25 protein-coding genes are annotated in these 22631 nt (G+C 63.1%); 8 read left to right on the top strand and 17 right to left on the bottom strand.

What is annotated here, in order from left to right:
• Nucleotides 1-4 precede the first annotated feature (4 nt).
• From HS961_RS11185 to HS961_RS11250, 14 genes are all read right to left on the bottom strand, one after another.
• Nucleotides 5-937, bottom strand: coding sequence for a sensor histidine kinase (locus HS961_RS11185; RefSeq protein WP_182327920.1), 933 nt, complete (start codon nt 935-937; stop codon nt 5-7).
• 9 nt (nt 938-946) lie between these two features.
• On the bottom strand, nt 947-1963 hold the full coding sequence (locus tag HS961_RS11190) for an ATP-binding SpoIIE family protein phosphatase (RefSeq protein WP_182327921.1): 1017 nt from the start codon (nt 1961-1963) through the stop codon (nt 947-949).
• Nucleotides 1954-2358 carry an anti-sigma regulatory factor gene (locus HS961_RS11195; RefSeq protein WP_202883150.1) on the bottom strand — a complete coding sequence of 135 codons (405 nt, stop codon included), beginning with the start codon at nt 2356-2358 and terminating at the stop codon, nt 1954-1956. Before HS961_RS11195 ends, HS961_RS11190 begins: the two co-directional genes overlap by 10 nt.
• Complete coding sequence (locus HS961_RS11200; protein WP_182327923.1) at nt 2348-2725, bottom strand: STAS domain-containing protein; 378 nt, start codon at nt 2723-2725, stop codon at nt 2348-2350. Before HS961_RS11200 ends, HS961_RS11195 begins: the two co-directional genes overlap by 11 nt.
• A gap of 10 nt (nt 2726-2735) precedes the next feature.
• Nucleotides 2736-3572 (bottom strand): STAS domain-containing protein, encoded by an 837-nt coding sequence (locus HS961_RS11205; RefSeq protein ID WP_182327924.1) that lies wholly within the window; start codon nt 3570-3572, stop codon nt 2736-2738.
• 403 nt (nt 3573-3975) lie between these two features.
• The gene (locus HS961_RS11210; RefSeq protein WP_182327925.1) at nt 3976-4149 is read right to left on the bottom strand and encodes a hypothetical protein; all 174 of its coding nucleotides are present in this window, start codon (nt 4147-4149) and stop codon (nt 3976-3978) included.
• Between the two features lie 239 nt (nt 4150-4388).
• Nucleotides 4389-4634, bottom strand: a complete 246-nt coding sequence (locus HS961_RS11215; protein ID WP_182327927.1) for a hypothetical protein — start codon at nt 4632-4634, stop codon at nt 4389-4391.
• Nucleotides 4635-5135: 501 nt separating this feature from the next.
• The gene (locus HS961_RS11220; protein WP_182327929.1) at nt 5136-5807 is read right to left on the bottom strand and encodes a glycosyltransferase; all 672 of its coding nucleotides are present in this window, start codon (nt 5805-5807) and stop codon (nt 5136-5138) included.
• Nucleotides 5808-5814: 7 nt separating this feature from the next.
• A complete protein-coding gene (locus HS961_RS11225; protein ID WP_182327931.1) occupies nt 5815-6393 on the bottom strand; it encodes a class I SAM-dependent methyltransferase in 579 nt (192 codons plus the stop codon).
• A complete protein-coding gene (locus HS961_RS11230) occupies nt 6390-7148 on the bottom strand; it encodes a PIG-L deacetylase family protein (protein WP_182327933.1) in 759 nt (252 codons plus the stop codon). Before HS961_RS11230 ends, HS961_RS11225 begins: the two co-directional genes overlap by 4 nt.
• Nucleotides 7136-8164, bottom strand: coding sequence for an acyl-CoA dehydrogenase (locus HS961_RS11235; protein ID WP_182327935.1), 1029 nt, complete (start codon nt 8162-8164; stop codon nt 7136-7138). The genes HS961_RS11230 and HS961_RS11235 overlap by 13 nt, the downstream gene beginning before the upstream one ends.
• A 3-nt stretch (nt 8165-8167) precedes the next feature.
• A complete protein-coding gene (locus tag HS961_RS11240) occupies nt 8168-9712 on the bottom strand; it encodes an alpha,alpha-trehalose-phosphate synthase (UDP-forming) (RefSeq protein WP_182327937.1) in 1545 nt (514 codons plus the stop codon).
• On the bottom strand, nt 9709-10488 hold the full coding sequence (gene otsB / locus HS961_RS11245) for a trehalose-phosphatase (RefSeq protein WP_182327939.1): 780 nt from the start codon (nt 10486-10488) through the stop codon (nt 9709-9711). Before otsB ends, HS961_RS11240 begins: the two co-directional genes overlap by 4 nt.
• A complete protein-coding gene (locus HS961_RS11250; protein WP_182327941.1) occupies nt 10488-10709 on the bottom strand; it encodes a hypothetical protein in 222 nt (73 codons plus the stop codon). The genes otsB and HS961_RS11250 overlap by 1 nt, the downstream gene beginning before the upstream one ends.
• A gap of 251 nt (nt 10710-10960) precedes the next feature.
• Between HS961_RS11250 and HS961_RS11255 the strand changes: the two genes are divergently transcribed.
• The 4 genes from HS961_RS11255 to HS961_RS11270 all read left to right on the top strand — a co-directional run bounded on the left by HS961_RS11255 (nt 10961) and on the right by HS961_RS11270 (nt 15211).
• On the top strand, nt 10961-11983 hold the full coding sequence (locus HS961_RS11255) for a Ku protein (protein ID WP_182327943.1): 1023 nt from the start codon (nt 10961-10963) through the stop codon (nt 11981-11983).
• Between the two features lie 24 nt (nt 11984-12007).
• Nucleotides 12008-14512, top strand: a complete 2505-nt coding sequence (gene ligD, locus HS961_RS11260; protein WP_182327945.1) for a DNA ligase D — start codon at nt 12008-12010, stop codon at nt 14510-14512.
• Between the two features lie 199 nt (nt 14513-14711).
• Nucleotides 14712-14906 (top strand): hypothetical protein, encoded by a 195-nt coding sequence (locus HS961_RS11265; RefSeq protein WP_182327947.1) that lies wholly within the window; start codon nt 14712-14714, stop codon nt 14904-14906.
• A 134-nt stretch (nt 14907-15040) separates the two neighbouring features.
• Nucleotides 15041-15211 (top strand): hypothetical protein, encoded by a 171-nt coding sequence (locus HS961_RS11270; RefSeq protein WP_182327949.1) that lies wholly within the window; start codon nt 15041-15043, stop codon nt 15209-15211.
• An 89-nt stretch (nt 15212-15300) separates the two neighbouring features.
• On the opposite strand, the gene HS961_RS11275 is transcribed toward HS961_RS11270, so the two are convergent.
• Both HS961_RS11275 and HS961_RS11280 read right to left on the bottom strand, forming a co-directional pair.
• A complete protein-coding gene (locus tag HS961_RS11275) occupies nt 15301-15450 on the bottom strand; it encodes a hypothetical protein (RefSeq protein ID WP_182327951.1) in 150 nt (49 codons plus the stop codon).
• Between the two features lie 176 nt (nt 15451-15626).
• Nucleotides 15627-16520, bottom strand: a complete 894-nt coding sequence (locus HS961_RS11280; protein ID WP_182327953.1) for a LysR family transcriptional regulator — start codon at nt 16518-16520, stop codon at nt 15627-15629.
• 100 nt (nt 16521-16620) lie between these two features.
• Here HS961_RS11280 and HS961_RS11285 point away from each other — a divergent pair, with 100 nt between their 5' ends.
• Together HS961_RS11285 and HS961_RS11290 are read left to right on the top strand one after the other, a co-directional pair.
• Nucleotides 16621-17757 carry an alpha/beta hydrolase gene (locus HS961_RS11285; protein WP_182327955.1) on the top strand — a complete coding sequence of 379 codons (1137 nt, stop codon included), beginning with the start codon at nt 16621-16623 and terminating at the stop codon, nt 17755-17757.
• 171 nt (nt 17758-17928) lie between these two features.
• A complete protein-coding gene (locus HS961_RS11290) occupies nt 17929-19122 on the top strand; it encodes an MFS transporter (RefSeq protein WP_182328229.1) in 1194 nt (397 codons plus the stop codon).
• Between the two features lie 74 nt (nt 19123-19196).
• On the opposite strand, the gene HS961_RS11295 is transcribed toward HS961_RS11290, so the two are convergent.
• Nucleotides 19197-19802 carry a TetR/AcrR family transcriptional regulator gene (locus HS961_RS11295; protein WP_182327957.1) on the bottom strand — a complete coding sequence of 202 codons (606 nt, stop codon included), beginning with the start codon at nt 19800-19802 and terminating at the stop codon, nt 19197-19199.
• A gap of 134 nt (nt 19803-19936) precedes the next feature.
• On the opposite strand from HS961_RS11295, the gene HS961_RS11300 reads away from it, so the two are divergent.
• Nucleotides 19937-21166 (top strand): MFS transporter, encoded by a 1230-nt coding sequence (locus tag HS961_RS11300; protein WP_182327959.1) that lies wholly within the window; start codon nt 19937-19939, stop codon nt 21164-21166.
• Nucleotides 21167-21203: 37 nt separating this feature from the next.
• Nucleotides 21204-22433: an MFS transporter gene (locus HS961_RS11305; RefSeq protein ID WP_182327962.1), complete on the top strand. Its 1230-nt coding sequence runs from the start codon at nt 21204-21206 to the stop codon at nt 22431-22433.
• Nucleotides 22434-22631 lie beyond the last annotated feature (198 nt).

Consider the following 22631-nt stretch of genomic DNA (forward strand, 5'->3'; position numbering starts at 1 on the left):
GCGTTCAGGATGATGGGCTCTCGGCAGAAACGGCAGATGCGGCTGCAGCCACGCTGATCGGGATGGTGACGTAAAAGATCGACCCCTTTTGTGCTTCGCTTTCCACGGCCACATCGCCGCCCAGTAGCTCCGCCAGGCGCTTGCTCAGCGACAAGCCCAGGCCGGTGCCGCGCAAACGCTTCTGGATGGGGGAATCGATCTGCGAGTAATCGCGAAAGATCGCGTGGTGGAACTCCGGCGCAATGCCGATGCCGGTGTCGGCCACGGCAAACTGTACGGATGTCTCCGAGATGCGCTTGGCGCTGACCCGGATCTCGCCATGCAGCGTGAATTTCAAGGCATTGCTGATGAAATTACGCAGAATCTGTGCGAGCTTGCGGTCGTCTGAGAACAGCTTGGGCACATCTTGTGGCTCTTCAAAGATCAGCACGACATCGGGGTTGGTGATGACCGGCTTGAACATGCCACGCAGCGCAGAGAACACATCGACCATCTCAAACCAGGCGGGCGACACATCGATGCGGCCGGCCTCCACCTTGGCCAGGTCCAGCAAGTCATTGACCATGTCGGCAAACTCTGCCGAGGTGGTCTGGATAAAGCGGACCTGCTTTTCCTGTTCCTCGGTCAGCGGGCCGTCCACGCGGTCTTGCAGAATGCGGGCGATGCTCTGAATGGCGCCGATCGGCGTGCGGAACTCATGGCTCATATAGGCCAGGAAGCGGCTCTTGAGCTCCGTGGCCTGGCGCAGGTCGTCAGCCTGCGCATCCAGCTCTGCGTAAAGCGCAAGCACACCCCGGTTGGTTTCCTCCAACTCGGCGCGCAAGGCCTCCACCTCGGCCTGGGTGGTGGCAAGAGCCTCGGCCAGTGCTTCTGCCGGCAGAGCAGGGTGGCCTGCATTGTCCGTTGCAGCAAGCTCGTGTTCTTTTATGTCATTCATCGGCGTCCTTCAGTCTGCCCGGCGCACGATGAGCACGGTCACGTCGTCCCGTCCTCGGCCATAGTCTCTCACCAGCACGGCGGCTGCCAGACCCGGGTCCCGTCCAATCAAGGCCGTTACCGCTTCGGGCGGCCAGCGCGATTGCAGGCCATCGCTGTGGCAGACCACTAGTGCGTGCTCTGGCCAGTCCATGCGGGTTTCTTGCACATGGCGCATTTGTACGCCGACGGTGCCGTTCTGCACCAGAATCGATCGGTTGTACACGCCACTCACCAGCCGGATCGCCACGTTGCCGGCGCCTGCTGCCACGACGGCGCTGGCCTCTGCATCCAGCTGCATGCAGGTCACCGCTGCGCCGCGCGTGGCCCGCAAAGCGGTGTGGGCGTCTTCCAGGCCGCTTTTTATCTCACCAAAGGGCTGTTTGACAAACACATCGACCGCTGCCTGCGATGCCTCGGCCGCATGCACGCCATGCCCCAAACCATCGGCCACCAAAAGCGCAGCACGGTGCCCATCCACGGCCAGCGCCCAGGCGTCGCCACACACGGTTTCTCCCGGAGCGGGAAGTGCGACGACCGCCGCTCTAAAGGCGGGCGGTTGGGGGGCAGACGTTGCAGCAGGCCGAAAGCGCGCCAGCACCACCGTGCCTTTGCCGGGCTCGGAATGGATGTCGAAATCGCTGGCCAGCCGCTGCACCGCACCCAGTCCGGTACCCGGGGTGCTGCCGGTCGAGAACCCATCGCGCATCGCCAAGGACAGGTCAGCAATGCCGGGGCCTTCGTCCACCGACAAAATCTCCAGTTCGGGCGTATCGCCAGCGCGGGTTGCAATCCACAGCTGCCCGCGCTGCGCATGTTGGCAGAGGTTGTTGCCCAGCTCATTGACCGCAATCGCAGCCTGGCCTGCCAGCACGTCGTCAAACCCCAGCTCGCGGCACAGGGCGGCGACATGGCGCCGGGCCTCACCCACACGGCTGGGCTCGTCTACCGGGAATACGCTGTGGCAGCTGCCTTGAATTATTTCCATCGGGTCACGCTGACGCAGGTGCCAACGCCCACGGTCGATTCCAAGTCAAAGTCATGCACTAGGCGCTTGCTGCCCGACAGGCCCAGCCCCATGCCCTTGCCCGAGGTCCAGCCATCTTTCAAGGCCAGATCCAGGTCCGGAATGCCCGGGCCCTGGTCTTTGAAGCGCAGACAAAGCCCTTGCTTGATGCCATCGACCACCAGCTCCCACTCCATATCGCCGCCGCCGCCGTACACCACCGTGTTGCGCGATAGCTCGCTGGCAGCGGTGATCATCTTGGTTTGGTCAACGAGGGAGAACTTCAGCTGGACGCAGAGCTTTCGCACAACCTGGCGGCTGGCCACAATGTCGGCTTCACTGCGCAGGGGAACAGAGCCTTGGGTGTCATTCGACAAAGTCGTCTCCATCGGCGGCCGCTGCCTCCAGCATCGCCATGCCACGGCCCACATTGAGGGCCGTCTTGACGCCGTCCAGTGACAGGCCGAGCTCCACCAAGGTAATGGCGACCGCTGGCTGCATGCCCACCACCACCGTGGTCGCATCCAGAATGCGACCGATCCCGGAGATGGCGGCCAGCATCCGGCCGACAAAAGAGTCGACAATTTCCAGCGCAGAAATATCGATCAGCACGCCATGGGCGCCCGTTTTCGATATTTGCTCAGCCAGGTCTTCTTGCAGCGCCATGGCGGTCTGGTCTTCCATGTCCATCTGGATGGTGACCAGGAGAGACCTTCCCATGCGCAGAATAGGAATCCGATACATCGTCGCCCGCCTATTTGGTCTTGGTAAAGATATAGCCGTTGCGCTTCATGGCCAGGGCCAGCGCGTCTGCTAAGGTGGCCTTGGTGGTTACCGAATTCAGATCGATACCCAAGTGCACGATGGTCTGGGCGATTTGTGGGCGGATGCCGCAAATGATGCAGTCGGCGCCCATCAAGCGAATAGCAGTCACCGTTTTGAGCAGGTGCTGCGCGACCAGTGTGTCCACCGTGGGAACGCCGGTGATGTCGATGATGGCCAACGAGGATTCAGTCTCCACAATGCGCTGCAACAGCGATTCCATCACCAGCTGGGTACGGCTGGAATCCAAGGTGCCAATCATCGGCACCGCCAGCACACCATCCCAAAGCTTGATAACCGGGGTCGATAGCTCCAGTAATTCTTCCTGTTGACGCTTGATCAGCTGCTCGCGGGTGCGTTGGTAGGCATCCATCGTCCATTGCGCGAGAGCATCGACATAGAGTGACACGCGGGCGATGGCGTCTATCAGCGCTTGGGTGTCTGACGCCAGCTCACGCTGCAGCGCCTCGAAAATGGGTTGTTTGAGCGCCAGCACAAAGGCGCTGGTGCTGCCTGCCGTGCTCCCTTGGGCCGCACGCGAGGCAGACAGGCGCTCCAGCGCGGCCTTCACTGGCTGCCATGCGGCCGAGCCAGAGTTTTGTGCATCAGCGGATTGGATGGCGGGCAAAAACGCGCCGAAGATTTCGTCCGCTTCCGCACGCATCTTCGCTGGGGCATTAGGGCCCGCGGCAGCCTGTAGCCAGCCGTCTACCACCATGGATTTCTCGCGCTCCAACAATTCCACCAAAGCCTGCTGATGTGTGCTCACGGTATCCCCTTGTATGCGTGACTTATGTATATACCTGTAAGAATTATCGTGCAGGGTTCCTGTGCTCGCCGCTTTGGCGACGCAGCATGGTCTATCTCGGCGCTTCGGCCTACATGTCCCTAAGGCTGAATGGGGAAAAAAGATGTGTGCGCAGCTAATTCAGCGCGTTCAGCGGCGGAATAACGCCGGATGGGCCTGGTTGGGACCGGAAAAAGAGGGCTTCTGGCATGTGCACGCCTCTGTGTGCGCCAAGATTGGCTCAGTAACAGAGGCGTGGGTGAGGGCGCATTCGCTGATGCAGGCACGCGCTGCGCTTTATAAGAAGGCCGATGCTCTTTGCGAGCCGTTCATGCGAGCTTGAACCGGATGGAGGGGATATGCATGAACTCGGCAAGAAACTGGGTTAAGTCGCCAACTGCTTCGCGTTTTGCAGCGCGGCCAGGCGGCGGTACTTTTCGAAGGTCTTGCTGATGTCCGTGGACACGGCGGGAACATAGCGATTTTGCTTTTCACCACGCTGCGCGACTAGGGGTCGGGTTGGCATGGTCAGCATCGGAAAAGATGGCTGGTATTGCATGACGAACTCCTTTCTTCGATGCCTTCATGATGGTGCCTACGGGCAGGGTTGCGGTGTAGGTTTTGTCTGAGGAATGTCAAAAGGATTTAGCTGACAGGCTGTAGTGCTTTTGCTGATGGCCCGCGCCGCCAAGCACCACAAGTCTGGCGGAATATCCGTCGCAACACCGGTCTGACGGCGTGCCAGGCCATTGCAGCCGTCGCGAATCAACACCAGCGGACGCAGGCACTGGCGCCGTTTCAGCGCCCAATCACGATCAGCTGGCCATTGGCTTCAATGGCGTTATGCGCCAGTGATTTCTGCAGCGGTAGGCCAAGCACTCGCTGGTCCCAGAAATCTGGAATGCTGGGGGTCCAGGATGCACCGAGGGTCGGGTCATTGATCAATTGCCGAAGGCCCTCTTCGGTGAGGTAAAGCCGCGAGGGGGTCTGGCCCGTCTTCAGGACTTGGAGGAATGCCGATTCGATCATTTCGTACAAGCTCATGGGGATGGTTAGGGACCCTCTGCAAAACTCCCTGCCGTGGTCTGAACGCTGACTCGGGCGATCCGCTGCGTTGTCTTCCTTGTCAATAGCTACGGCTATTGACTGCAAAAGACGCCTTGCGGCTCATCCCGATCCGCGTCCATCCCGCTTGGCGAGGGTTTTGCAGAGCATCCCTAGATGGATAAGGTGGTTAGATCCAGTCAGAAGTGCGGGGTAAATGTTAGCGCAGCGGCGCAGGCCAGGAAACGAGGGTGTGATTAGGGAAAACCCTTGCGCAAATGCGCGCTTTTGTGAAGGGCGCACGCGGGACGCCGTAAAGCCTTGCAGCTTTCCAACATCAATCAGGATGCGTGTTAATGGCTGCGCCAAGAAGCGGCGCAGCACCTGGGCGAGGGGGGGCAGCGCCCATGAGGGGCTGGATTTATCGCGCAGTAGGAGGTGACAGTGGCTACCGGTCCGGCCAAGCCCACGATCAGAGCGACGTTCGGATGGCTATGCCCATCAACAGCTCTCGGAGGCCGCAGACATGCGGATGGCACCGGCAAACCCATGCGCCACCCGAGAGTAAGGCCGGCCGCTGGTCAGTACACGTGGCAAGGCGCTCCAGGCGATCTGCACGCCCAGCGCAGCGAGGCGGTCCACCAGCGCTTGGTCTTCGCCGCACTCGATGGCATCAAAGCCGCCTGCCCGTTGGTAGCAGTGCGCAGACAGGCCCAGATTGGCGCCATGCACATGGCGGTGGCCGTCGCGGTCCTGGTAGGTGGTTTCAAAATGCTGGCGCGCCGCTTGCGCTTGTTGGCCGTGGGCATCCCAGCTGTCCACGCCAACGGTTCCGCACACCACATCGGCCCCCAATGACAGCTGCGCTGCCAGCCAGTTGGGGGATACGCAGGTATCGGCATCGGTAAAGGCCAGCCAGCGTGCCTGCTGTTGCAGCAGATGGCGGCTCCCTACAGCCCGCGCACGGCCAACATTGTGGGCCTCCACCTCCAGGGTCGTAAAAGGCCATTGCCGGGCAATGGCCGCAGTGCCGTCGCTGCAGCTATCGAGCACGACAACCACTTCGACCTCTTCACCGCCCAGATCCGGGTGCAGGCTGGCAATGGCCACGCTTTCCAGGCAGGACTCGATCAGTGCCTCTTCGTTATGCGCGGGTATGCAGATGCCAATCATGGGGTACTCACAGTCTTTCCCAAACCTCTAACAAGAAATCGGTCTCGCGGTGGTCCACCACGGTTTGCAGCGCTGCGCTGGCACCTATTTGCGCATGCACGGTCTCGGCGTTCTGCAGCAGATCGGGTGCTTTGTGCCGCCAGTGGCACATCAGCCAATGCCCGCCGGGGGCCAGCGATGTCAGGCATCGCTCGCTGAAAACTGCCAGATCTTCATCGTCCAGGTAGTAGGCCAACTCGGAGACAACCACCAGGTCAAAACCGCCGGGCGGCACATCAGGCCATTCCTGGGGCAGCTGCAGCTTTTGCAGATGCAGTTGGCGGCGGTCCTCGCGCTGGATGCGGGCATTGCACAGCAACACGGCCGATTCGGCAAAATCCGCGGCAACCAGCTGGTCGCAGCGCTCCAGCAGTGCCATCGTGGTCTCGCCATTGCCACAGCCGGGCTCAAAGCCGTAGCGGTACTGCTCGCGTGGCAAAGACCCCAGCAACACCTGGCGCTTGCGCCTTTCGTACCAAGCGGTCTGTACGGCCCAGGGGTCGGGCGAGCTTTGGTAGAGCTGTTCAAAGTGTTGGCGTTGGTTCATCGCAGGATCACCTCAAAGTTGCGCAGCAGGCGAGCAGTCGCCCAGCGGGGCAGGATCGCGGCCCGGCCGGTAGAGGGGTCGGGCAGCAGCTGGCTGCGAAAGCAGGACAGCGCCAGGCACTTGCGGTCCAGCTGGTCGGCGCTCAGCGGCATGCGTACTGCCTGCTGCCAGGGCACGCGCTGGTCACCCGGAATGGCCCAGTGCCAGGTCCAGATGGGCACCTCAAACAGGCGGCTGCCGATATCTGCCGTGGCGGCGGCACAGGCCTCGCCCGTGGCCTCATGGTCGGGGTGGCCGTCATAGCGCCAGGGGCAGAAGACCGCGTCCGTGGGGCGCAGCAGCTGCTGCAAGCGGGATTCGAGCTGGGGTTGGTGGTCCTGCACCTGCCCATCGGGGATGCGCAGGTGGATGATCTGGCTGCCCGGGCAGAGCAGGGCCAAGGCCTGCGCGCTTTCGCGCTCGCGGGCCTGGGCCAGCTGGTCGGGCGTCCACAGGCGCGAGCCGGGGTGGCTGGCCTCGCCAGAGGTCACCGCTATCACTGTGCAGGGCAGGCCGCTGGCCTCGCAGTGCTGCATGATGCCGGCGGTGGCGAGGATTTCATCATCGGGGTGGGGCGAGACAATCACCACCCGCTCGCAACCTTGCAACAGCTCCGCGGCAGGTATGGTGCCCATGGGCGCTTGGGCCAGCCAGTGCTGCCATTGCAATTCGGACGTGCCTTCGCCCTCGATGTGGCGGGATTTCAGAGCTTCCATGGTGCGTTGTTCTCCTGTTCTGCGATGGCCTGCCCGAGAGCAGCCAGATCGCGTTCTGCGTGGCATTGGCGGATAAAGATAGGCAGATCGGCCAGCAGCAAGGCCAGCGACCGGTCTTTGCAAAAGGGGCCGGGGCCGAGCGCGCGCGGCACATGCTGCAGCACTTGCTGGGCTGCGGCCTCGGCGGCCAGGCGGCAGCGGTTAACGTCCATAGTCCAGGGCAGCGCGGGCTGGGCATCGATCTGGGCTGCCGTGACGCGCAACAGTGCGGCGGTGGTTGACAGCGCAATATCGACCGCACCCAGGTGTGCCAGCGCATGGGGCTCCGCCTTGCTCCGGCAAGCCTGCCGCAGATGGCCGGCCATGCGGGCGCTGGCGCCATACCAGCAAGCCGCGATACCGGCGCCGCCGTGTTGAAAGCCGGGGCGGCTCAGGTAAGCACCCGGCGTGCCGACCAAGGTGGCGCTGGCGTTTTCAAAGCGCACATCCACACTCGCACTGGCGGCCATGCCTACGGCCTCCCAGCCGCTTTTGCAGACCTGCACTTCCGGCTGGTGCAGGTTGACTGCCACCAGACAGCGCTCGGTATCGGACAACCAGGCGGTCACCAGCGCTTGGTCCACGCTTCTCGCGCCTGAGCACCAGGCCTTGGTGCCGCTCAGCAGCACCTCGCTGCCAGATGCGAGGCCTTCATTGAGCCTGGCCAGGGTGGCCTGCACCCGGTTGGCCGGCGGTTCGGCACCCCAGACCGCCCAGGTCCGCGCGGCCGCAGGCGCCTGAGCGCCCAATTCAGCCAGAATCGCCAACGCATCAGTGTGGCCCTCAAACAGTTTGACCAGGCTTAGGTTGTGGGCGGCGACCGCCGCCAAAGCCCGCCAGCGTGCCAGCGTGTGCCCCTGGCCGGGCAGCGGTAACTGGTCCAGGCCTTGGGCGACCAAGGCGCGTAAGATTTCTCCGGGCTCCTGCGTCTCGGAGAAGGTCAAAAAATCTTCCAGTGGGCGAGAAGCATCAGTCATCGTTCAACGGCCTATGCGTACAGCGGCGGCGCTGGCTTGCTGGGCCGGGCCGCTGCCCGCCACCACACGCAGATAGGGAAAGCTGCCATCCCGCGTGGGGCGGGTCATCGGCAAGTCGGTATCGGCAGCGGCGACCAGGCGGTGCGCAGGCACAGTGATACGGGGTTTGCGCTGCAGTGCGGGCTGGCACTGGTCCAGCGCATGCAAAAAGCGCTGGCACCACCAGTGCACATCCTCGGCCTGGATGCGGGCCAGCAGTTTTTGGTGCCGGTCGATGCGCTCGGCCAGTGGCATCTGCAGCGCCTGGTCCATGCTGTTGGCGGTGCAGTGGGCGTCATAGGGGTTCACCAGCAAGGCCTCTTGCAGTTGCTCGGCCGCGCCGGCAAAGCGCGACAGCACCAGCACACCAGGGTCAGCTGGGTCCTGCGCGGCAATAAATTCCTTGGCGACCAGGTTCATGCCATCGCGCAAGGGCGTGACCAGGCCCACGGCTGCAGAGCGGCACAGCCCCGCCAGCTGGGCGCGGGTCAGCACTTGGTGGATGTAGCGGACGGGCATCCAGTCCAGCTCGCCAAAGTCCCCATTGATGGCACCGCACAGCGATTCGAACTGGTGGCGAAGATCGGCATAGGCCTGCAGGTGCTCGCGGGTGGGCGAGCCGATCTGCACCAAGGTGGCACTGCGCCGGTGTTCGGGGTGGCGCTCCAACAGATCACGGAAAGCGTGGATACGCTCGGGCAGACCCTTGGAGTAGTCGAGCCGGTCTATGCCGACCACCAAGCGGCGCTGGCCGTGCTCCTGCGCCATCATGGCTTGCACTTGCTGGGCTGGGGGTGTGTCCGTCAGCGCCGCAAAGGCCTGGGCATCAATGCCAATCGGGAACACCTCACAACGGGTTTGCTGCCCATGGGCACGGTAATGGTGGCGGTGGCTGCTGCGGCCATCGGCCTGGGCCAGCACATAGCTCTCAAAATGCGCCAGGTCTTGTCGGCTTTGCAGGCCCACCAGGTCAAAGGCCATCAAAGCCTGCATGAGCGTTTGGTGCTGCGGCACGGCGCTGAGCGCCACCAAGGGCGGAAAGGGGATGTGCAGAAAAAAGCCGATGCGTTGTCTGCAGCCCAGCGCGCGCAGCTCTGCGGCTAAGTGCAGCAAGTGGTAGTCATGCACCCAGATGACGTCGTCGTCTTGCAGCAGGGGGAGCAGCTGCTGGGCAAACTGCCGGTTGACGCGTTGGTAGCCCTCGTAGAACGCGGGGTCGAACTCCGCAAGATCCAGCCGGTTGTGGAAAACGGGCCACAGCACCTTGTTGCAAAAGCCGCTGTAGTAGCTGTCATGGTCGCAGGCTTGCAGGTGTGTGGTGGCAACGGTGACGGCGCCCCATTGGCGCAGCGACAGTGGGGGATTGGGCTGCTCAGTCACCTGGCCGCCCCAACCAAACCACAGGCCGCCTTGGCGCTGCAGGGCTTCCTCCAACGCAATGGCCAGGCCACCGGGGGCGGCATCTCGCGGATCGGCGACCCGGTTGGAGACGACGACGAGGCGGCTCATGGATGCACCTCGGCTGAGCGGCTCAGGTTTTTAAACATCTGTTGCTGGGTGCATGCCGCCTGTAGCCAGTGGTAGACCGCGTCCACCCCCGCCAGCCGGTGGCTGGCCCGGCTGGCGCCGGGGCCCACTTTGATGGCGACGCCGCGCTCGGCCAGCACAGCAGCAAAGCCGCTCTCGTCACTCAGGTCATCGCCCAGAAAAAACGGCGTGCGGCCGGTAAAGGGTGGGGCCTGCATAAAGGCCTGGATGGCGCCACCCTTGCTAGCACCTACGGGCAGTATCTCCAGCACGCACTTGCCCCGCAACAGCGTCCACTGCGGCATGTGAGCCAGCATCTCCTCCAGGCTGTGCAGGCACAAGGGCTCCAACGCGGGATCCCGGCGGTAGTGCAGGGCGACACCGCTTTGCTTGGGCTCTACATACAGCGCGGGATGGGCCAGGGTTAGCTGTTGGCAGGCGGCGATCACCGCAGAGATATCGCCAGGACTCAGTTCCCATTGGCGGCCCGATGCATCGCGGCGCTGCGCGCCGTGTGCTCCGGCGCAGGCCAGCCGCAGGGGCTGCAGGTAGGCGTCCAACACGGCAATCTCCCTGCCAGAAATGATCGCCAAGGCCCCTCCCAGCAGACCCTGAAGCTCGCGCAGCAAAGGCAGCAACTGGGGCGGCAACACAATGCCGTCCGGTGTTGCTGCAATCGGCACCAAGCTGCCGTCAAAGTCCAGGAAAAGCGCCGCATCCGATGGCAGATGCGGCGGCAGGGGCCAGGGGGTGGTCATCAGGGATCCAAAGGTTCGGGGCTGACGACACGCTCGGACTCCGGGTCCTGCGGAATGTCTGGCTCGGAGCTGGGCGAGAAAGGGGGGTGCGGTGGGTCATCACCCGGTTCAGGCGCGACGGGCTCCTGCTCGGGATAGGGCTCACCCACCGGGTCCATGCTTTCGTCTTCCGGGTAGTTGGGCTGGGTGTCGAGCCGGGTGTCAGGCTTGGTGGTGCTCATGGCATGCTCCTCAGTGGTATGCCTTCTAGGTTGGCGGCTGCGCTGCCCCAGGTCTGTAGGATTTCTGCGCCCGCGTTTGGAGTCATCCGAGCGAGTTGGCATTCAGCACGGGCCCACTTGCAGGACCGCACATGTTTTTGTCAGACCGCTCTGGCATGCCGGTAGTCGCTTGTTCCCATGCGGCGCCGTCATTTCCTCTCACCAGCCTCCCCGCCAGCAGCGCACACTGCCAACATGCAAAGGAGACCGGCATGACAGCGCAGCAAGGCAATGCACCGACATCGACCCGAACCATCTGGAAAGGCGCCATCAGCTTTGGGCTGGTGCATGTGCCCATAGGGCTGTACACGGCCACCCGCGATTCGGGCATTGACTTTGACTGGCTCGACAAGCGCTCGATGGAGCCGGTGGGCTACAAGCGCATCAACAAGCGCACTGGCAAGGAGATTGCCAGCAGCGACATCGTCAAAGGCGTGGAGTACGAAGATGGCCGCTATGTCATCCTGAGCCAGGACGAGATCAGCGCCGCCTTTCCCAAAACCACGCAAACCATCGAGATCGAGGCCTTTGTCGATGCCGATGACATTCCGCTGATCTACCTGGAGCGGCCTTACTACACGGCGCCACTGAAGCGCGGCGAGAAGGTGTATGCGTTGCTGCGCGAGGCGCTGCGCAAGACCAACAAGGTGGGCGTTGCCAAGGTCGTCATCCAGACCAAGCAGCATCTGGCCGTGCTGGTGCCCTGCGGCCGGGCGCTGGTGCTGAATCTGCTGCGCTGGGGTGGCGATATCCGCTCGTTTGAGCAGCTGGATCTCCCCCCGCTGGCCGCCAAGGCCGCCGGTATCAGCAGCGCCGAGATGGACATGGCGGTGGCCTTGATAGAGGACAAGGCCCAGGCCTGGAATGCCGATGATTTTCGCAATTCTTTCTCGGACGAAATCCACAAGCTGATCGATGCCAAGGTCAAATCGGGCGAGGTGGAAGAAGTCGTGCAGGCGCCGAAGGAGTCTGCCGTCTCGGGCGGAGCAGAGATTCTGGATCTGACGGCCTTGCTCAAGCGCAGCCTAGCCGGTGGTGCCAAAGCGGCAGACGCCAAGCCTGCTGCCCGTAAAACCAAGGCAGCGCCGGCCAAAACCAAAGCCAAGGCCAGTGCCCCCGCCAAAGCAGCCGCTGCAGAGCCTAAATCCAAGGCCAAACCCAAGCCCAAACCCAAGCCCACTGCTACATCAGCCAAGGCCCGCAAAACGGCGCCCGCCAGCCGCCGCGCGGCTTAGTGCGTTGGCGCAAAGAGGCCCTGCATGCCCAGCTCCCTCGACAAATACCAAGCCAAGCGCAACTTCGCCGAGACACCCGAGCCGGCTGAAGGCGGCGAATCGGTGGCAGGGCAGCTGCAGTTTGTCATCCAAAAACACTGGGCCAGCCATTTGCACTATGACCTGCGGCTGGAGCTGGATGGGGTGATGAAAAGCTGGGCGGTGCCCAAGGGGCCGAGCCTGGACCCGAGCCACAAGCGCATGGCCGTGCAGGTGGAAGACCACCCGATCTCGTACAACAGCTTTGAAGGACAGATCCCCGCTGGCCACTATGGCGCGGGCAAAGTGATTGTTTGGGACAAGGGCCTGTGGCTGCCGCTGGCCGACCCCGAGGAGGGCTACCGCAAGGGCAAGCTGCAGTTTGCGCTGCAAGGCCACAAGCTGGGCGGCCAATGGACTTTGGTGCGCATGAAGGGCAAGGAAGGCGAGCGCCAACCGCCCTGGCTGCTGATCAAGGAGGCCGATGACTTTGCGCGCAAGGCGGAGGAGCTGGATATCGTCACCGCGCAGCCCGACAGCGTGGCCAGTGCGCAGCGAGCGGTAGGCACCAAGACCCGCGCTGCGCCTGCAGCCCAACCTATCAAGTCCATCAAACCCAGCAGGGCCAAAACCACTGCCTTGCCCACCAGCATGGCGCCGCAGCTGGCAACGCTGTACGACGCACCACCGCAAAATGCCGAGGACTGGGCCTGGGAGCTGAAGTTTGACGGCTACCGCATGGCAGCGCGCAAAAAGGGCCGCCAGCTGCAGCTGTGGACCCGCAATGGCAAGGACTGGACGGCGAAGATGCCCGCGCTGGCAGCGGCCCTGCAGCATCTGCAGTTGGACAATGCCTGGCTGGATGGCGAGGTGGTGGCCTTGAACGACCAAGGCTTGCCCGATTTTCAGCGGCTGCAAAACGCGTTTGATGGAGAGGGCACGACCGACCTGGTCTACTACCTTTTCGACCTGCCCTTTGCCAATGGCCAGGATCTGCGCGGCCAACCTTGGCAAGCGCGGCGCGATGCCCTGCAGGCGGCGCTGGATGCCAGCCCCGGCCTGGGCGATAAGGTGCGTATCAGCGAAGGGTTTGCCGGCGATCCGGTGCAGCTGCTGGCTTCGGCCTGCGCGTTGGGCATGGAAGGCATTGTCGGCAAGCGCAAAGATGCCAGCTACCGGGCGGGCCGCAGCGCAGATTGGATCAAGCTCAAATGTGGTCAGCGGCAGGAGTTTGTCATTGGCGGCTACACGCGCCCCAAGGGCACACGCAGCGGCCTGGGATCCTTGCTGCTGGGGGTGCATGGCAGTCAAGGCCAATTGGTCTATGCCGGCAATGTGGGCACCGGCTTTAACGAGAGCAGCCTGCGCGCACTGACGGTGCAGTTGCAAAAAATCCAGACCAAGACATGCCCTTTTTCCGATCCAGAGCGCATCGAGTACGAAGCCTTGTGGGTCAAGCCGCAGTTGGTGGCTGAAGTCGCTTTTGCCGGCTGGACCGGCCAGGGACGCTTGCGCCACGCGGTCTTCCATGGCTTGCGCGAGGACAAGCCCGCAAGCCACATCACCCGGGAGAAAGCAGCCACCATGCCAGCCCGCAAGAAAGCCCAACCGGCAGCCAGCGGCATCGAGGTCAGCCACGGCGACCGCATCATCGATGCCAGCACGGGCGTGACCAAGCTGGACGTGGTGCGCTACTACGAGCAGGTGGCGCCGCTGATGATGGAGCACCTGCAAGACCGGCCCACCTCGCTGATGCGCACACCCGATGGGGTGGCGGGCGAGCATTTCTTCCAGAAGCATTGGCAGGTACGCGCGATGGCCGGCATTGTGCAACTGCCCCAGTCGCTGGACCCGGAACACCCGCCGCTGCTGGCCATTGCCGGCGCCAAAGGCCTGGCCCAGGCGGCACAGTTCAATGTGGTGGAGTTCCACACCTGGAACGCCAAGCGCGACAAGATCCTGCGGCCCGACCGCATGACTTTTGACCTGGACCCGGGCGAGGGCGTCGCCTGGTCGGCGGTGCGGGAGGCCGCTGAATTGGTGCGGGTACTGCTGCTGGAGCTGGGATTGGAGCCTTTTCTCAAAACCAGCGGTGGCAAGGGCCTGCACCTGGTGGTGCCGATCCAGCGCCGGCACGATTGGGACACCGTCAAAGGCTTCTCCAAAGCCATCGTGCAGCACCTGGCTGCCACGGTGCCCCAGCGCTTTGTGGCCAAGAGTGGGCCGCAAAACCGCAAGGGCAAGATCTTTGTCGACTACCTGCGCAATGGCTGGGGCGCCACCACCGTCAGCGCCTGGTCGGTACGGGCGCGGCCGGGCACGGGCGTGTCCGTACCCATCGCTTGGTCCGAGCTGGACCAGGTCAGTGGCGGCGCGCATTGGGGCATCCAATCGGTCCAAACGCGTTTCAGCAAGGGCAATTCACCCTGGAAGGGCTATGCAAAGGCTGCAGTCTCGATGGGCCCGGCGATGCAGCGTTTGGGTTATTCGGCCTCGGCCACGAAGGCCTGAACGCAGCATTTGGGAATAGGCTTTATAAGTTCAGTGCATATAAGCTGAGTTAGTCTTACAAGATACAAATAACCAATCCCGGGTACGTGGATGGGCTGCTGTAGGACGTAGTCGGCTTATTTCGTAATTTTGCGATAGCTTGCTGGCGTTTTGAAGTGGTTTTGTTACAGTTTAACGACCAATGCATAGGAGGCTAGGAATGTCTACGCAATTCGGAAATGACAAGGAGAAAGACGCCTACTTGGATGCGCTGAAAGCCCAGGGGGCCGAGTTGCTGGCGGACCACCCCGCTGAAGGAACCATTGAGCACGCGCGTTTGTCGCTGATTGACGCCAAGATTGAACAGCTGACACGTCCCATCACGGCAGACAGCTGGAAGACGCCGGAATACTGAGCACGGCGCGGGTTGTACCAAACGTTGGTTCTTGTAAAAGAACTTTGCAGAATGCGCTGCAGGCCTTAAGGTTGCACAACCTGAATCAATAAGCCAATTCTTTCGGCTTATGCACCGGGTGGAAAGGGGGTCTCATGCGCAAAGCTGAGGACCTGCTTGTGGTGACGCAAGCGCAATACGAGCGTCTGGAACTGGAAGTGGTTGGTTTGCGGGATCTGGAGGCCTTGTTTGGCTCACCCCAACACGATCGCCTGCAGGATGTAGAGTTGGCACTGATACATTACCAACCGCAATTTCGCCCCTGAGCGAAATAACCGAAAACCCGCATTGGCGGGTTTTTTCTTGGGCGGGTGCTTGCCTGACGGGTGGTGGGACCCGCCGGGCAATCAGGCTTTTACTGCTGCTGCGATTGCTGCTGCTGATGGGCATTCTGCTCGCGGCCCTGTTGCTGCTGTTGGCCTGGGCGCTGCTGGTTGCTCTGGTCTTGCTGCTTGTCAGCAGGTTGTTGGCCATTGGGGTTTTGGTTGGGTTGCTGGTTGTTCATGCTTGTCTCCTGAAGGGGTGGTATACAGCGTGGAACTTGCTGCCTAGTCAGCTTAAGGCTGCGCCTCTGCGCTGGCTGTAGTCTCGCCGCTTGCCAGGCCGTAGTGGGCGGCGGTGCCCGCACGTCACCCAACGGCCCAGCGCGCTGCATGCGCTTGCTGACAGCGGTCGAACGGCTCAGCCCGGGTACTTGATGGCGTCTACAAAGGCGGTGAAAGCGGGCGAGGGCTGGCGGCGGTTGGGGTAGTACAGGTGGTAGCCCTCAAACGTGGGGCACCAGTCCGTCAGAATTTCCTGCAGGCGGCCATCTGCCAGGTAGGGCGCGAGCAAGGGTTCAGGCACATAGGCCAGCCCGATGCCGTCCACGGCGGCATTGAGCACATGCATGATGCTGTTGAAGACCAGCTGTCCTTCGGCCTTTACAGTAAACGCCTGGCCGTCTTTCTCGAATTCCCAGGCGTAGATGGGGCCGCTCGATCGGTGCCGGATATTGATGCAAGCATGCTGCGTCAGCGCATGCGGCGTGGAAGGCGGCGCATGCTGCGCGAAGTAGGCCGGCGAGCCGACCACCGCCAGGCGCCAGTCTGGCCCGATGCGTACCGCAATCATGTCCTGGCTGATGGACTCCCCCATGCGTATGCCGGCATCAAAGCGCTGCTCGATCACATTGGTAAAGCCGTAGTCGACATAGAACTCCAGCGTGATGTCCGGATAGTCACGCACAAATGGGGCCAGCATCGGGCGCAGTATCAAAGCAATCTGGTCGTCGGTACAGCTGATGCGCAGGGTGCCCCGTGGGCGGTCTTGCGCGCTGCTGAGCGCCTCGACTTCAGCGCTGATCTGCTCAAACAGTGGCGCAATGGACCGCAGCAGGCGCTCGCCCGCTTCGGTGGGCGCCACATTGCGCGTGGTGCGGGCCACCAGCCGCACGCCCAGCCGCTCTTCCAATCCACGCATGGCATGGCTGAGGGCAGAAGGGGTGACGCGCAGCCGGGCAGCGGCCTTGGTAAAGCTCTGCGCTTGGGCAACTGCCACAAAAGCTTGCAGGTCATGGATTTTGGAAGTGGCCATTGCTGAAAGTTTCTCACAAGCGCATAGACATTGCGCTATCTAATCAAAGTTCTCGGCTTCCCGCAAGATGCGGTCACTGATCTTTTCACGGACCTTGACCATGACAACGCAAACCCCTTTCCTTCGCCAGCCACCAGCCGAACAAGCCCTCGAAGCAGCGGACCGCCGTAGCTTTATCAAAACAGCGGGAGCCAGTGCTGCAGCGCTGGGCTTGCTCTCGGTCGCCGGCACATCGGCCTACGCCTCGGCAGCAGCGCCCACGCTCCCTGCACTCCCGGTAGGCGCGGACAACTTCTACCGCAGCGACAAGGTAAGCCTGCAAAAAGTGGCCTTCCAGAACCAGTACGGCATGCAGATCGTCGGCAATCTGTACCTGCCTAAGTCCAGCAACGCGGCCCAACTGCCCGCGCTGGTGGTGGGCCATCCGATGGGCGCGGTCAAGGAACAAAGCGCCAATCTGTATGCGACCAAGATGGCCGAGCAAGGCTTTGCGGCGCTGTCCATCGATCTGCCGTTTTGGGGGGAGAGCGAGGGCAAGGCCCGCAACGCAGTGGCGCCCGACCTGTATGCCGAAGCGTTCAGCGCGGCGGTGGATTTTCTGGCAGCGCAAGACCGGGTGGCAGCAGGGCGCATCGGCGGCATCGGCATTTGCGGCAGCGGCGGCTTCATCATCAGCGCCGCCAAGATTGACCCACGCTTGCGCGCCATTGCCACCGTGAGCATGTATGACATGGGTGCGGTCACCCGCAATGGCTACGGCAAATCGCAGACGCTGGTGCAGCGCAAAGCCAAGCTGGCCCAGGCCGCTGAGTTGCGCAATCAGGAGTACCGCAGCGGCCAGCCGATTTTTCAGAACTACCTGCCAGTCGTCTTGCCCAAGGATGCCGACCCGGTGACCGCCATGTACCACAGCTTTTACCGCACGCCCCGAGGCATTGCGATTCCAGCGGGCTACACCTTGGAGCAGACGCAGAACCGCACCCTGGCCAGCGCGGTGAAGTTCATGAACTTCTACCCCTTCAACGACATCGAGACGATCTCGCCGCGCCCGCTGCTGTTTATTGCTGGTGACCAGGCGCACTCCAGGGAATTCAGCGAAGACGCCTACCAGCGCGCCGCGGAGCCCAAGGAGCTGCATTGGGTGCGCGGCGCCAACCATGTGGACCTCTACGACCGGGCGAACCTGATCCCCTGGGCCAAGCTCAGCGCATTTTTCAACCAGCACCTGGCCGCCTAACGATGGATGGCGCAGCCTGCTTGGCGTGTAAAGCGCAGGCAGGCGCATTGGCCAGTATTTCCGATGTCTTTTGATTCCATGAATTCCCCTGTTTCTTCTTCCGCCGCAGACGGCGACCCCCGCACGCCGGTGCTGCATGACAAGCCTGCCTACTGGAGCGGCGTGTTGGCGATGACGCTCTGCGTCTTTGTGCTGATTGCCTCCGAGTTCATGCCCGTCAGTCTGTTGACGCCGATGGCGGCAGATATGCGGGTCAGCGAAGGCTGGATCGGCTACGGCATTGCCATCTCTGGCGCCTTTGCGGTGCTGACCAGCCTGTCGATACCGGCGCTGGCCGGTGCCATCAACCGCAAGACCTTGCTGCTGGGCTTGACCGCGCTGATGGGCGTGTCCGGCTTGGTCGTGGGCATGGCGCACAGCTATGCCGTCTACATGGTCGGGCGCGCGCTGATCGGGGTGGTGGTCGGCGGTTTTTGGGCCATGTCTGCGGCAGTGGCCATGCGGCTGGTGCCTGCCAACAAAGTGGCCAAGGCCTTGGCGATTTTCAACAGCGGCAATGCGCTGGCCACCGTCGTCGCGGCGCCGCTGGGCAGCTATCTGGGCGGCATCATCGGTTGGAGGGGTGCATTCCTCTGCCTGGTGCCGCTGGCCTTGGTGGCGCTGGTCTGGCAATGGGTGGCGCTGCCATCGATGCGGGTGGAGCTGCGTCAGGCCGGGCCGCGATCGGCCGGGCCGCACTCGGCGCAGCGTTTCAGCCTGTTCCGCATTCTTCAGCGGCCCGTGGTCAGGCTGGGAATGCTGGCGGCAGGTGCCTTCTTCATGGGTCAGTTCATGCTGTTTACCTATGTGCGCCCGTTTCTGGAAACAGCGGCACAGGCGGATGCCGTCCACCTATCGCTGGTTCTGCTGCTGATGGGCGGTGCTGGTTTTATCGGCACCAGCCTGGTGGGCATGGTCCTGAAAAAAGGCCTGTACCGCACGCTGTGCAGCATGGCGCTGCTGATGGCGGGCATTGCGCTGGCTTTGGCCATCTGGGGCAAGGGCTTGAACACGGCCAGTGTGTTGCTGGCGCTATGGGGCTTGCTCGCAACTGCTGCGCCGGTAGGCTGGTGGCTGTGGCTGGCCCAAACGCTGCCCGACGATGCAGAGGCCGGCGGTGGGCTGATGGTCGCCGTGATCCAGCTGTCCATCGCGCTGGGCTCCACCAGCGGTGGCCTGCTGTTTGACAGCCAGGGCTACCAGGGGACCTTTGTCGCCAGCGCGGGCGTGCTGCTGCTGGCCGCCGGCCTGATTGCCGCCACAGCGATGGCCAAGCGTGCAGTACAGGTGCAAGCGGGCGGGTCCAGGCGGGCAGCAACCGCGTAGTGCTCAGCGCGCTGTTTTACCGGGGCTCGTCAGATAGCTGCGCCTGCGAAAGGCGCAGCGGGCGATCCAGGCGTTCAACAGTCCTGGTCATCGTGGGGCTGCACCCGCAGCCCGCGCAGCAATAAATCCAGTCCCACCGCTGCCTGCTCCATGCGTGCAGCGGCATCCTCCCCCTCGGCAATCCAGAAGGCCGCCTCGGCCAAGCTCCCGTAGATCAGCGCTGCCAGCGCCCGCGCATCAGCCGGTGCGACGATGCCTTGCGCAATCAGTGCGCTGATCAAGGTCTGCATCGAATGCAGGCAATGGCGCTGCGAATCGGGTGAGGCACCGCCCAGCACGGCGCGGGCATCACGCAGTACGATGCGCTGAATCTCCGGCTCCAAGGCCATCTCCAGGTAGGCGCGGCAGCGGCTGCGAAAGCCTTGCCAGGGATCGTCGGCCTGGTCCGAGATGGCTTGCAGGCGGGCATCCATCTCGTCGTCAATCTGCGCCACGACGGCCGCGAGCAGGCCTTTTTTGTCACCAAAGTGGTGGTAGAGCGCGCCCCGGGTCAGGCCAGCCTGGGCGGTCAGGTCGTCCATCGAGGTATCGGCATAGCCGTGCTTGGCCAGCTCTTGGCGGGCAGTGGCCAGCAGGCTGGCGCGGGTGGCTTCCATCTCGGCGCGGGTGCGGCGAACCATGCGCAATCTCCTTACATACAGTGCGTATGATTATTTACAAGCATGGCGTATGTCTATAGGATTTCTATTCATACGCCTTGTATGTATTGTCGCCATCCCGGCCCGCGTTGGCAAGCCGGGCGCAGAAAGAAGCCATGCTCCAGACCTACCGCACACTTTTTGCCGCGCCCGGCAGCACGGGCTTTTGCCTGGCCGGGCTGCTGGCCCGGATTCCGCTGCCGATGATGGGCATCGGCATCATCACCATGCTGGCGCAGTTGCGCGGCAGCTATGCGCTGGCCGGGGCCGTGTCTGCCGCCTTTGTGCTGAGCTATGCGCTGCTCTCGCCCCAGACATCGCGCCTGGTGGACCGCCATGGCCAGCGCCGGGTGCTGCCGCTGGCCACCGGCATCAGCGTGGTCGGCTTGCTGCTGTTGCTCGCCGCTACCCAGTGGCCGTTGCCGGACTGGATCTTGTTCGCAGGCGCGGTGCTGGCTGGTGGCATGCCCAGCATGCCGGCCATGCTGCGTGCGCGCTGGGCGGCGCTGTACCGGGGATCGCCGCAGTTGCAGACCGCCTATTCGCTGGAGGCGGTGCTTGATGAGCTGAGCTTTATCGCCGGGCCACCGCTGTCGGTGGGGCTGTGTGTGGCAGCGTTTCCGCAGGCGGGGCCGCTGGCTGCCGGGCTGCTGCTAGTGTTGGGCGTCACCGCGCTGGTGGCACAGCGCGAGACCGAGCCAGCGGTGCAGCCGCAGAGCATGCAGGCCGCAGCGGTGTCGGTGATTCGCCTGCCCCATGTGGGCTTGCTGGCGCTGTTGATGGCCGCGATGGGGGCCATCGTCGGCACGGTCGATATCGCCAGCGTGGCCTTTGCACGTGACCTCGGCCAGCCGGCCTGGGCCAGCGGCGTGCTGGCGGCCTATGCGCTGGGCTCATGTGTGGCTGGCCTGCTGTTTGGCGCCCTCCAGCTGCAGAGGCCTTTGCCGCAGCAGCTGGCGCTGGGTGCGTTGGCCACGGCGCTGACCACCTTGCCGCTGCTGCTGGTGGACAGCATACCGGCGCTGGCCGGTGCGGTGCTGCTGGCTGGCCTGTGCTTTGCGCCCACCATGGTCATCGCGATGTCGCTGGTCGAGCGCCTGGTGCCTGCGTCGCGTTTGACCGAGGGCATGACCTGGCTGTTGGCGGGCCTGAATGGGGGCGTGGCACTGGGGGCTGCGGCATCGGGCCAACTGGTGGATGCCTTTGGCGCCCGGTCGGCATTTGCCGTGGCCTTGGTGGCGGGGGCATTCGTGCTGCTGCTGGCGCTGTGGGCTGCGCGGCGCCTGCGGCCGGCCCTGCCTGGCGTGGTTGATGGTGTTTCTGCCACTGCATCCCATTCTGTTTGATCCGGCGCTGCCTTTTGCCAAGACCAGGAACCACAACATGTCTCCCTCCACATCCACCCATCCACAAGACCCCGCCCGAAACCCTTGGCCCGCCGTGATGGCTGCTGGCCTGGCCACCTTTTCTGTAGTGACGACCGAGATGCTGCCGGTCGGCCTGCTGACGGCGATTGCGCCGTCGCTGGGCATTTCTACCGGACAGGCCGGGCTGATGCTGTCGCTACCCGCCTTGCTGGCGGTGGTGTTTGCGCCGCTGGTGGTGCTGATGGCTGGGAATATGGACCGGCGCCGCATTCTGGCGGGGCTGCTGGCGCTGTTGGTTCTGGCCAATGCCGCATCGGCGCTGGCACCGAGCTGGGGCTGGATGCTGGCCGCCCGCGTGCTGCTAGGCCTGTGCATTGGCGGCATCTGGGCCGTGGCGGGGGGATTGGCGGCGCGGCTGGTGCCAGCAGCGGCGATGGGCCTGGCCACCTCCATCATCTTTGGTGGGGTGGCAGCGGCATCGGTGCTGGGTGTGCCAATGGGTGCGCTGATCGGGGAGGGTGCAGGCTGGCGCTGGGCCTTTGGCGTGATGGCGGTGTTCAGTGCGCTGGTGCTGGGCCTGCATCTGTGGGTGATGCCGACCTTGCCGGTCCGCAGCGCGGTGGGGCTGCGGCAGTTTCTGACACTGCGCAGCAACCGCGCACTGCAAGCGGGGCTGTGGTTGAGCTTGCTGCTGGTCGCAGGGCACTTTATGGCGTTTACCTTTGTGCGACCGCTGCTGCTGGCGGTGTCGGGTTTTGATGCGCAGTGGATCGCGGCCTTGCTGCTGGCCTATGGGCTGGCCGGCATTGCGGGCAATTTCATCGCGGGCCTGGCGGCGGCGCGCAGAACTACGCTGACGGTGGCCGCCATTGCATTGGGGCTGCTGCTGGTGCCGTTGCTGTGGCTGGCGTTTGGTGGCTCCCCCACCGGCGGATTCGTGCTGCTGTTGTTCTGGGGCCTGGCCTATGGCGGGGTGTCGGTCGCATTGATGACCTGGATGATGAAGGCCGCGCCCCAGGCGATGGAGATCGCCGCTGCACTGTATGTGGGGGTGTTCAACACCGGCATTGCGCTAGGGGCTTGGGCGGGTGGCCAGGTGGTGGACGGTTGGGGCCTGCAGGCCAATTTGTGGCTGGCGGCTGCCTGGGCGGCCATGGCGCTGCTGCTGAGCCTGGGCCTGGCAGTGACGCGCCACCATAGTGGGTCAGCCGCCAAGTCCGCCAGTCCAGACCAGATAGCGCCGTAAGATCTGCTTTCACTTATTTCATTAAATTTATTAATAATGATTCGGTGATAGAAATAAACGATAAATACTGGCTAAAGTCATGTCTTCATGCAGCGCTTTAGCGATCGTTTCGGGATGATCTATCACTTCAGATTCTTATCGAACTGTCATCGAAACAAGCTGTGCTGCTATCCAATAAATAGCTTGAATCGGCTCTCC

The organism is Comamonas piscis (assembly GCF_014109725.1).
In the GTDB taxonomy this organism is placed as follows: Bacteria; Pseudomonadota; Gammaproteobacteria; order Burkholderiales; family Burkholderiaceae_C; genus Comamonas; species Comamonas piscis.

Coding starts and splice junctions, on each gene's coding strand:
- HS961_RS11185 (WP_182327920.1), bottom strand. CDS start 937: ATGAATGACATAAAAGAACACGAGCTTGCTGCAACGGACAATGCAGGC.
- HS961_RS11190 (WP_182327921.1), bottom strand. CDS start 1,963: ATGGAAATAATTCAAGGCAGCTGCCACAGCGTATTCCCGGTAGACGAG.
- HS961_RS11200 (WP_182327923.1), bottom strand. CDS start 2,725: ATGTATCGGATTCCTATTCTGCGCATGGGAAGGTCTCTCCTGGTCACC.
- HS961_RS11210 (WP_182327925.1), bottom strand. CDS start 4,149: ATGCAATACCAGCCATCTTTTCCGATGCTGACCATGCCAACCCGACCC.
- HS961_RS11215 (WP_182327927.1), bottom strand. CDS start 4,634: ATGAGCTTGTACGAAATGATCGAATCGGCATTCCTCCAAGTCCTGAAG.
- HS961_RS11220 (WP_182327929.1), bottom strand. CDS start 5,807: ATGATTGGCATCTGCATACCCGCGCATAACGAAGAGGCACTGATCGAG.
- HS961_RS11225 (WP_182327931.1), bottom strand. CDS start 6,393: ATGAACCAACGCCAACACTTTGAACAGCTCTACCAAAGCTCGCCCGAC.
- HS961_RS11230 (WP_182327933.1), bottom strand. CDS start 7,148: ATGGAAGCTCTGAAATCCCGCCACATCGAGGGCGAAGGCACGTCCGAA.
- HS961_RS11235 (WP_182327935.1), bottom strand. CDS start 8,164: ATGACTGATGCTTCTCGCCCACTGGAAGATTTTTTGACCTTCTCCGAG.
- HS961_RS11240 (WP_182327937.1), bottom strand. CDS start 9,712: ATGAGCCGCCTCGTCGTCGTCTCCAACCGGGTCGCCGATCCGCGAGAT.
- otsB (WP_182327939.1), bottom strand. CDS start 10,488: ATGACCACCCCCTGGCCCCTGCCGCCGCATCTGCCATCGGATGCGGCG.
- HS961_RS11250 (WP_182327941.1), bottom strand. CDS start 10,709: ATGAGCACCACCAAGCCTGACACCCGGCTCGACACCCAGCCCAACTAC.
- HS961_RS11255 (WP_182327943.1), top strand. CDS start 10,961: ATGACAGCGCAGCAAGGCAATGCACCGACATCGACCCGAACCATCTGG.
- ligD (WP_182327945.1), top strand. CDS start 12,008: ATGCCCAGCTCCCTCGACAAATACCAAGCCAAGCGCAACTTCGCCGAG.
- HS961_RS11265 (WP_182327947.1), top strand. CDS start 14,712: ATGTCTACGCAATTCGGAAATGACAAGGAGAAAGACGCCTACTTGGAT.
- HS961_RS11270 (WP_182327949.1), top strand. CDS start 15,041: ATGCGCAAAGCTGAGGACCTGCTTGTGGTGACGCAAGCGCAATACGAG.
- HS961_RS11275 (WP_182327951.1), bottom strand. CDS start 15,450: ATGAACAACCAGCAACCCAACCAAAACCCCAATGGCCAACAACCTGCT.
- HS961_RS11280 (WP_182327953.1), bottom strand. CDS start 16,520: ATGGCCACTTCCAAAATCCATGACCTGCAAGCTTTTGTGGCAGTTGCC.
- HS961_RS11285 (WP_182327955.1), top strand. CDS start 16,621: ATGACAACGCAAACCCCTTTCCTTCGCCAGCCACCAGCCGAACAAGCC.
- HS961_RS11290 (WP_182328229.1), top strand. CDS start 17,929: ATGACGCTCTGCGTCTTTGTGCTGATTGCCTCCGAGTTCATGCCCGTC.
- HS961_RS11295 (WP_182327957.1), bottom strand. CDS start 19,802: ATGGTTCGCCGCACCCGCGCCGAGATGGAAGCCACCCGCGCCAGCCTG.
- HS961_RS11300 (WP_182327959.1), top strand. CDS start 19,937: ATGCTCCAGACCTACCGCACACTTTTTGCCGCGCCCGGCAGCACGGGC.
- HS961_RS11305 (WP_182327962.1), top strand. CDS start 21,204: ATGTCTCCCTCCACATCCACCCATCCACAAGACCCCGCCCGAAACCCT.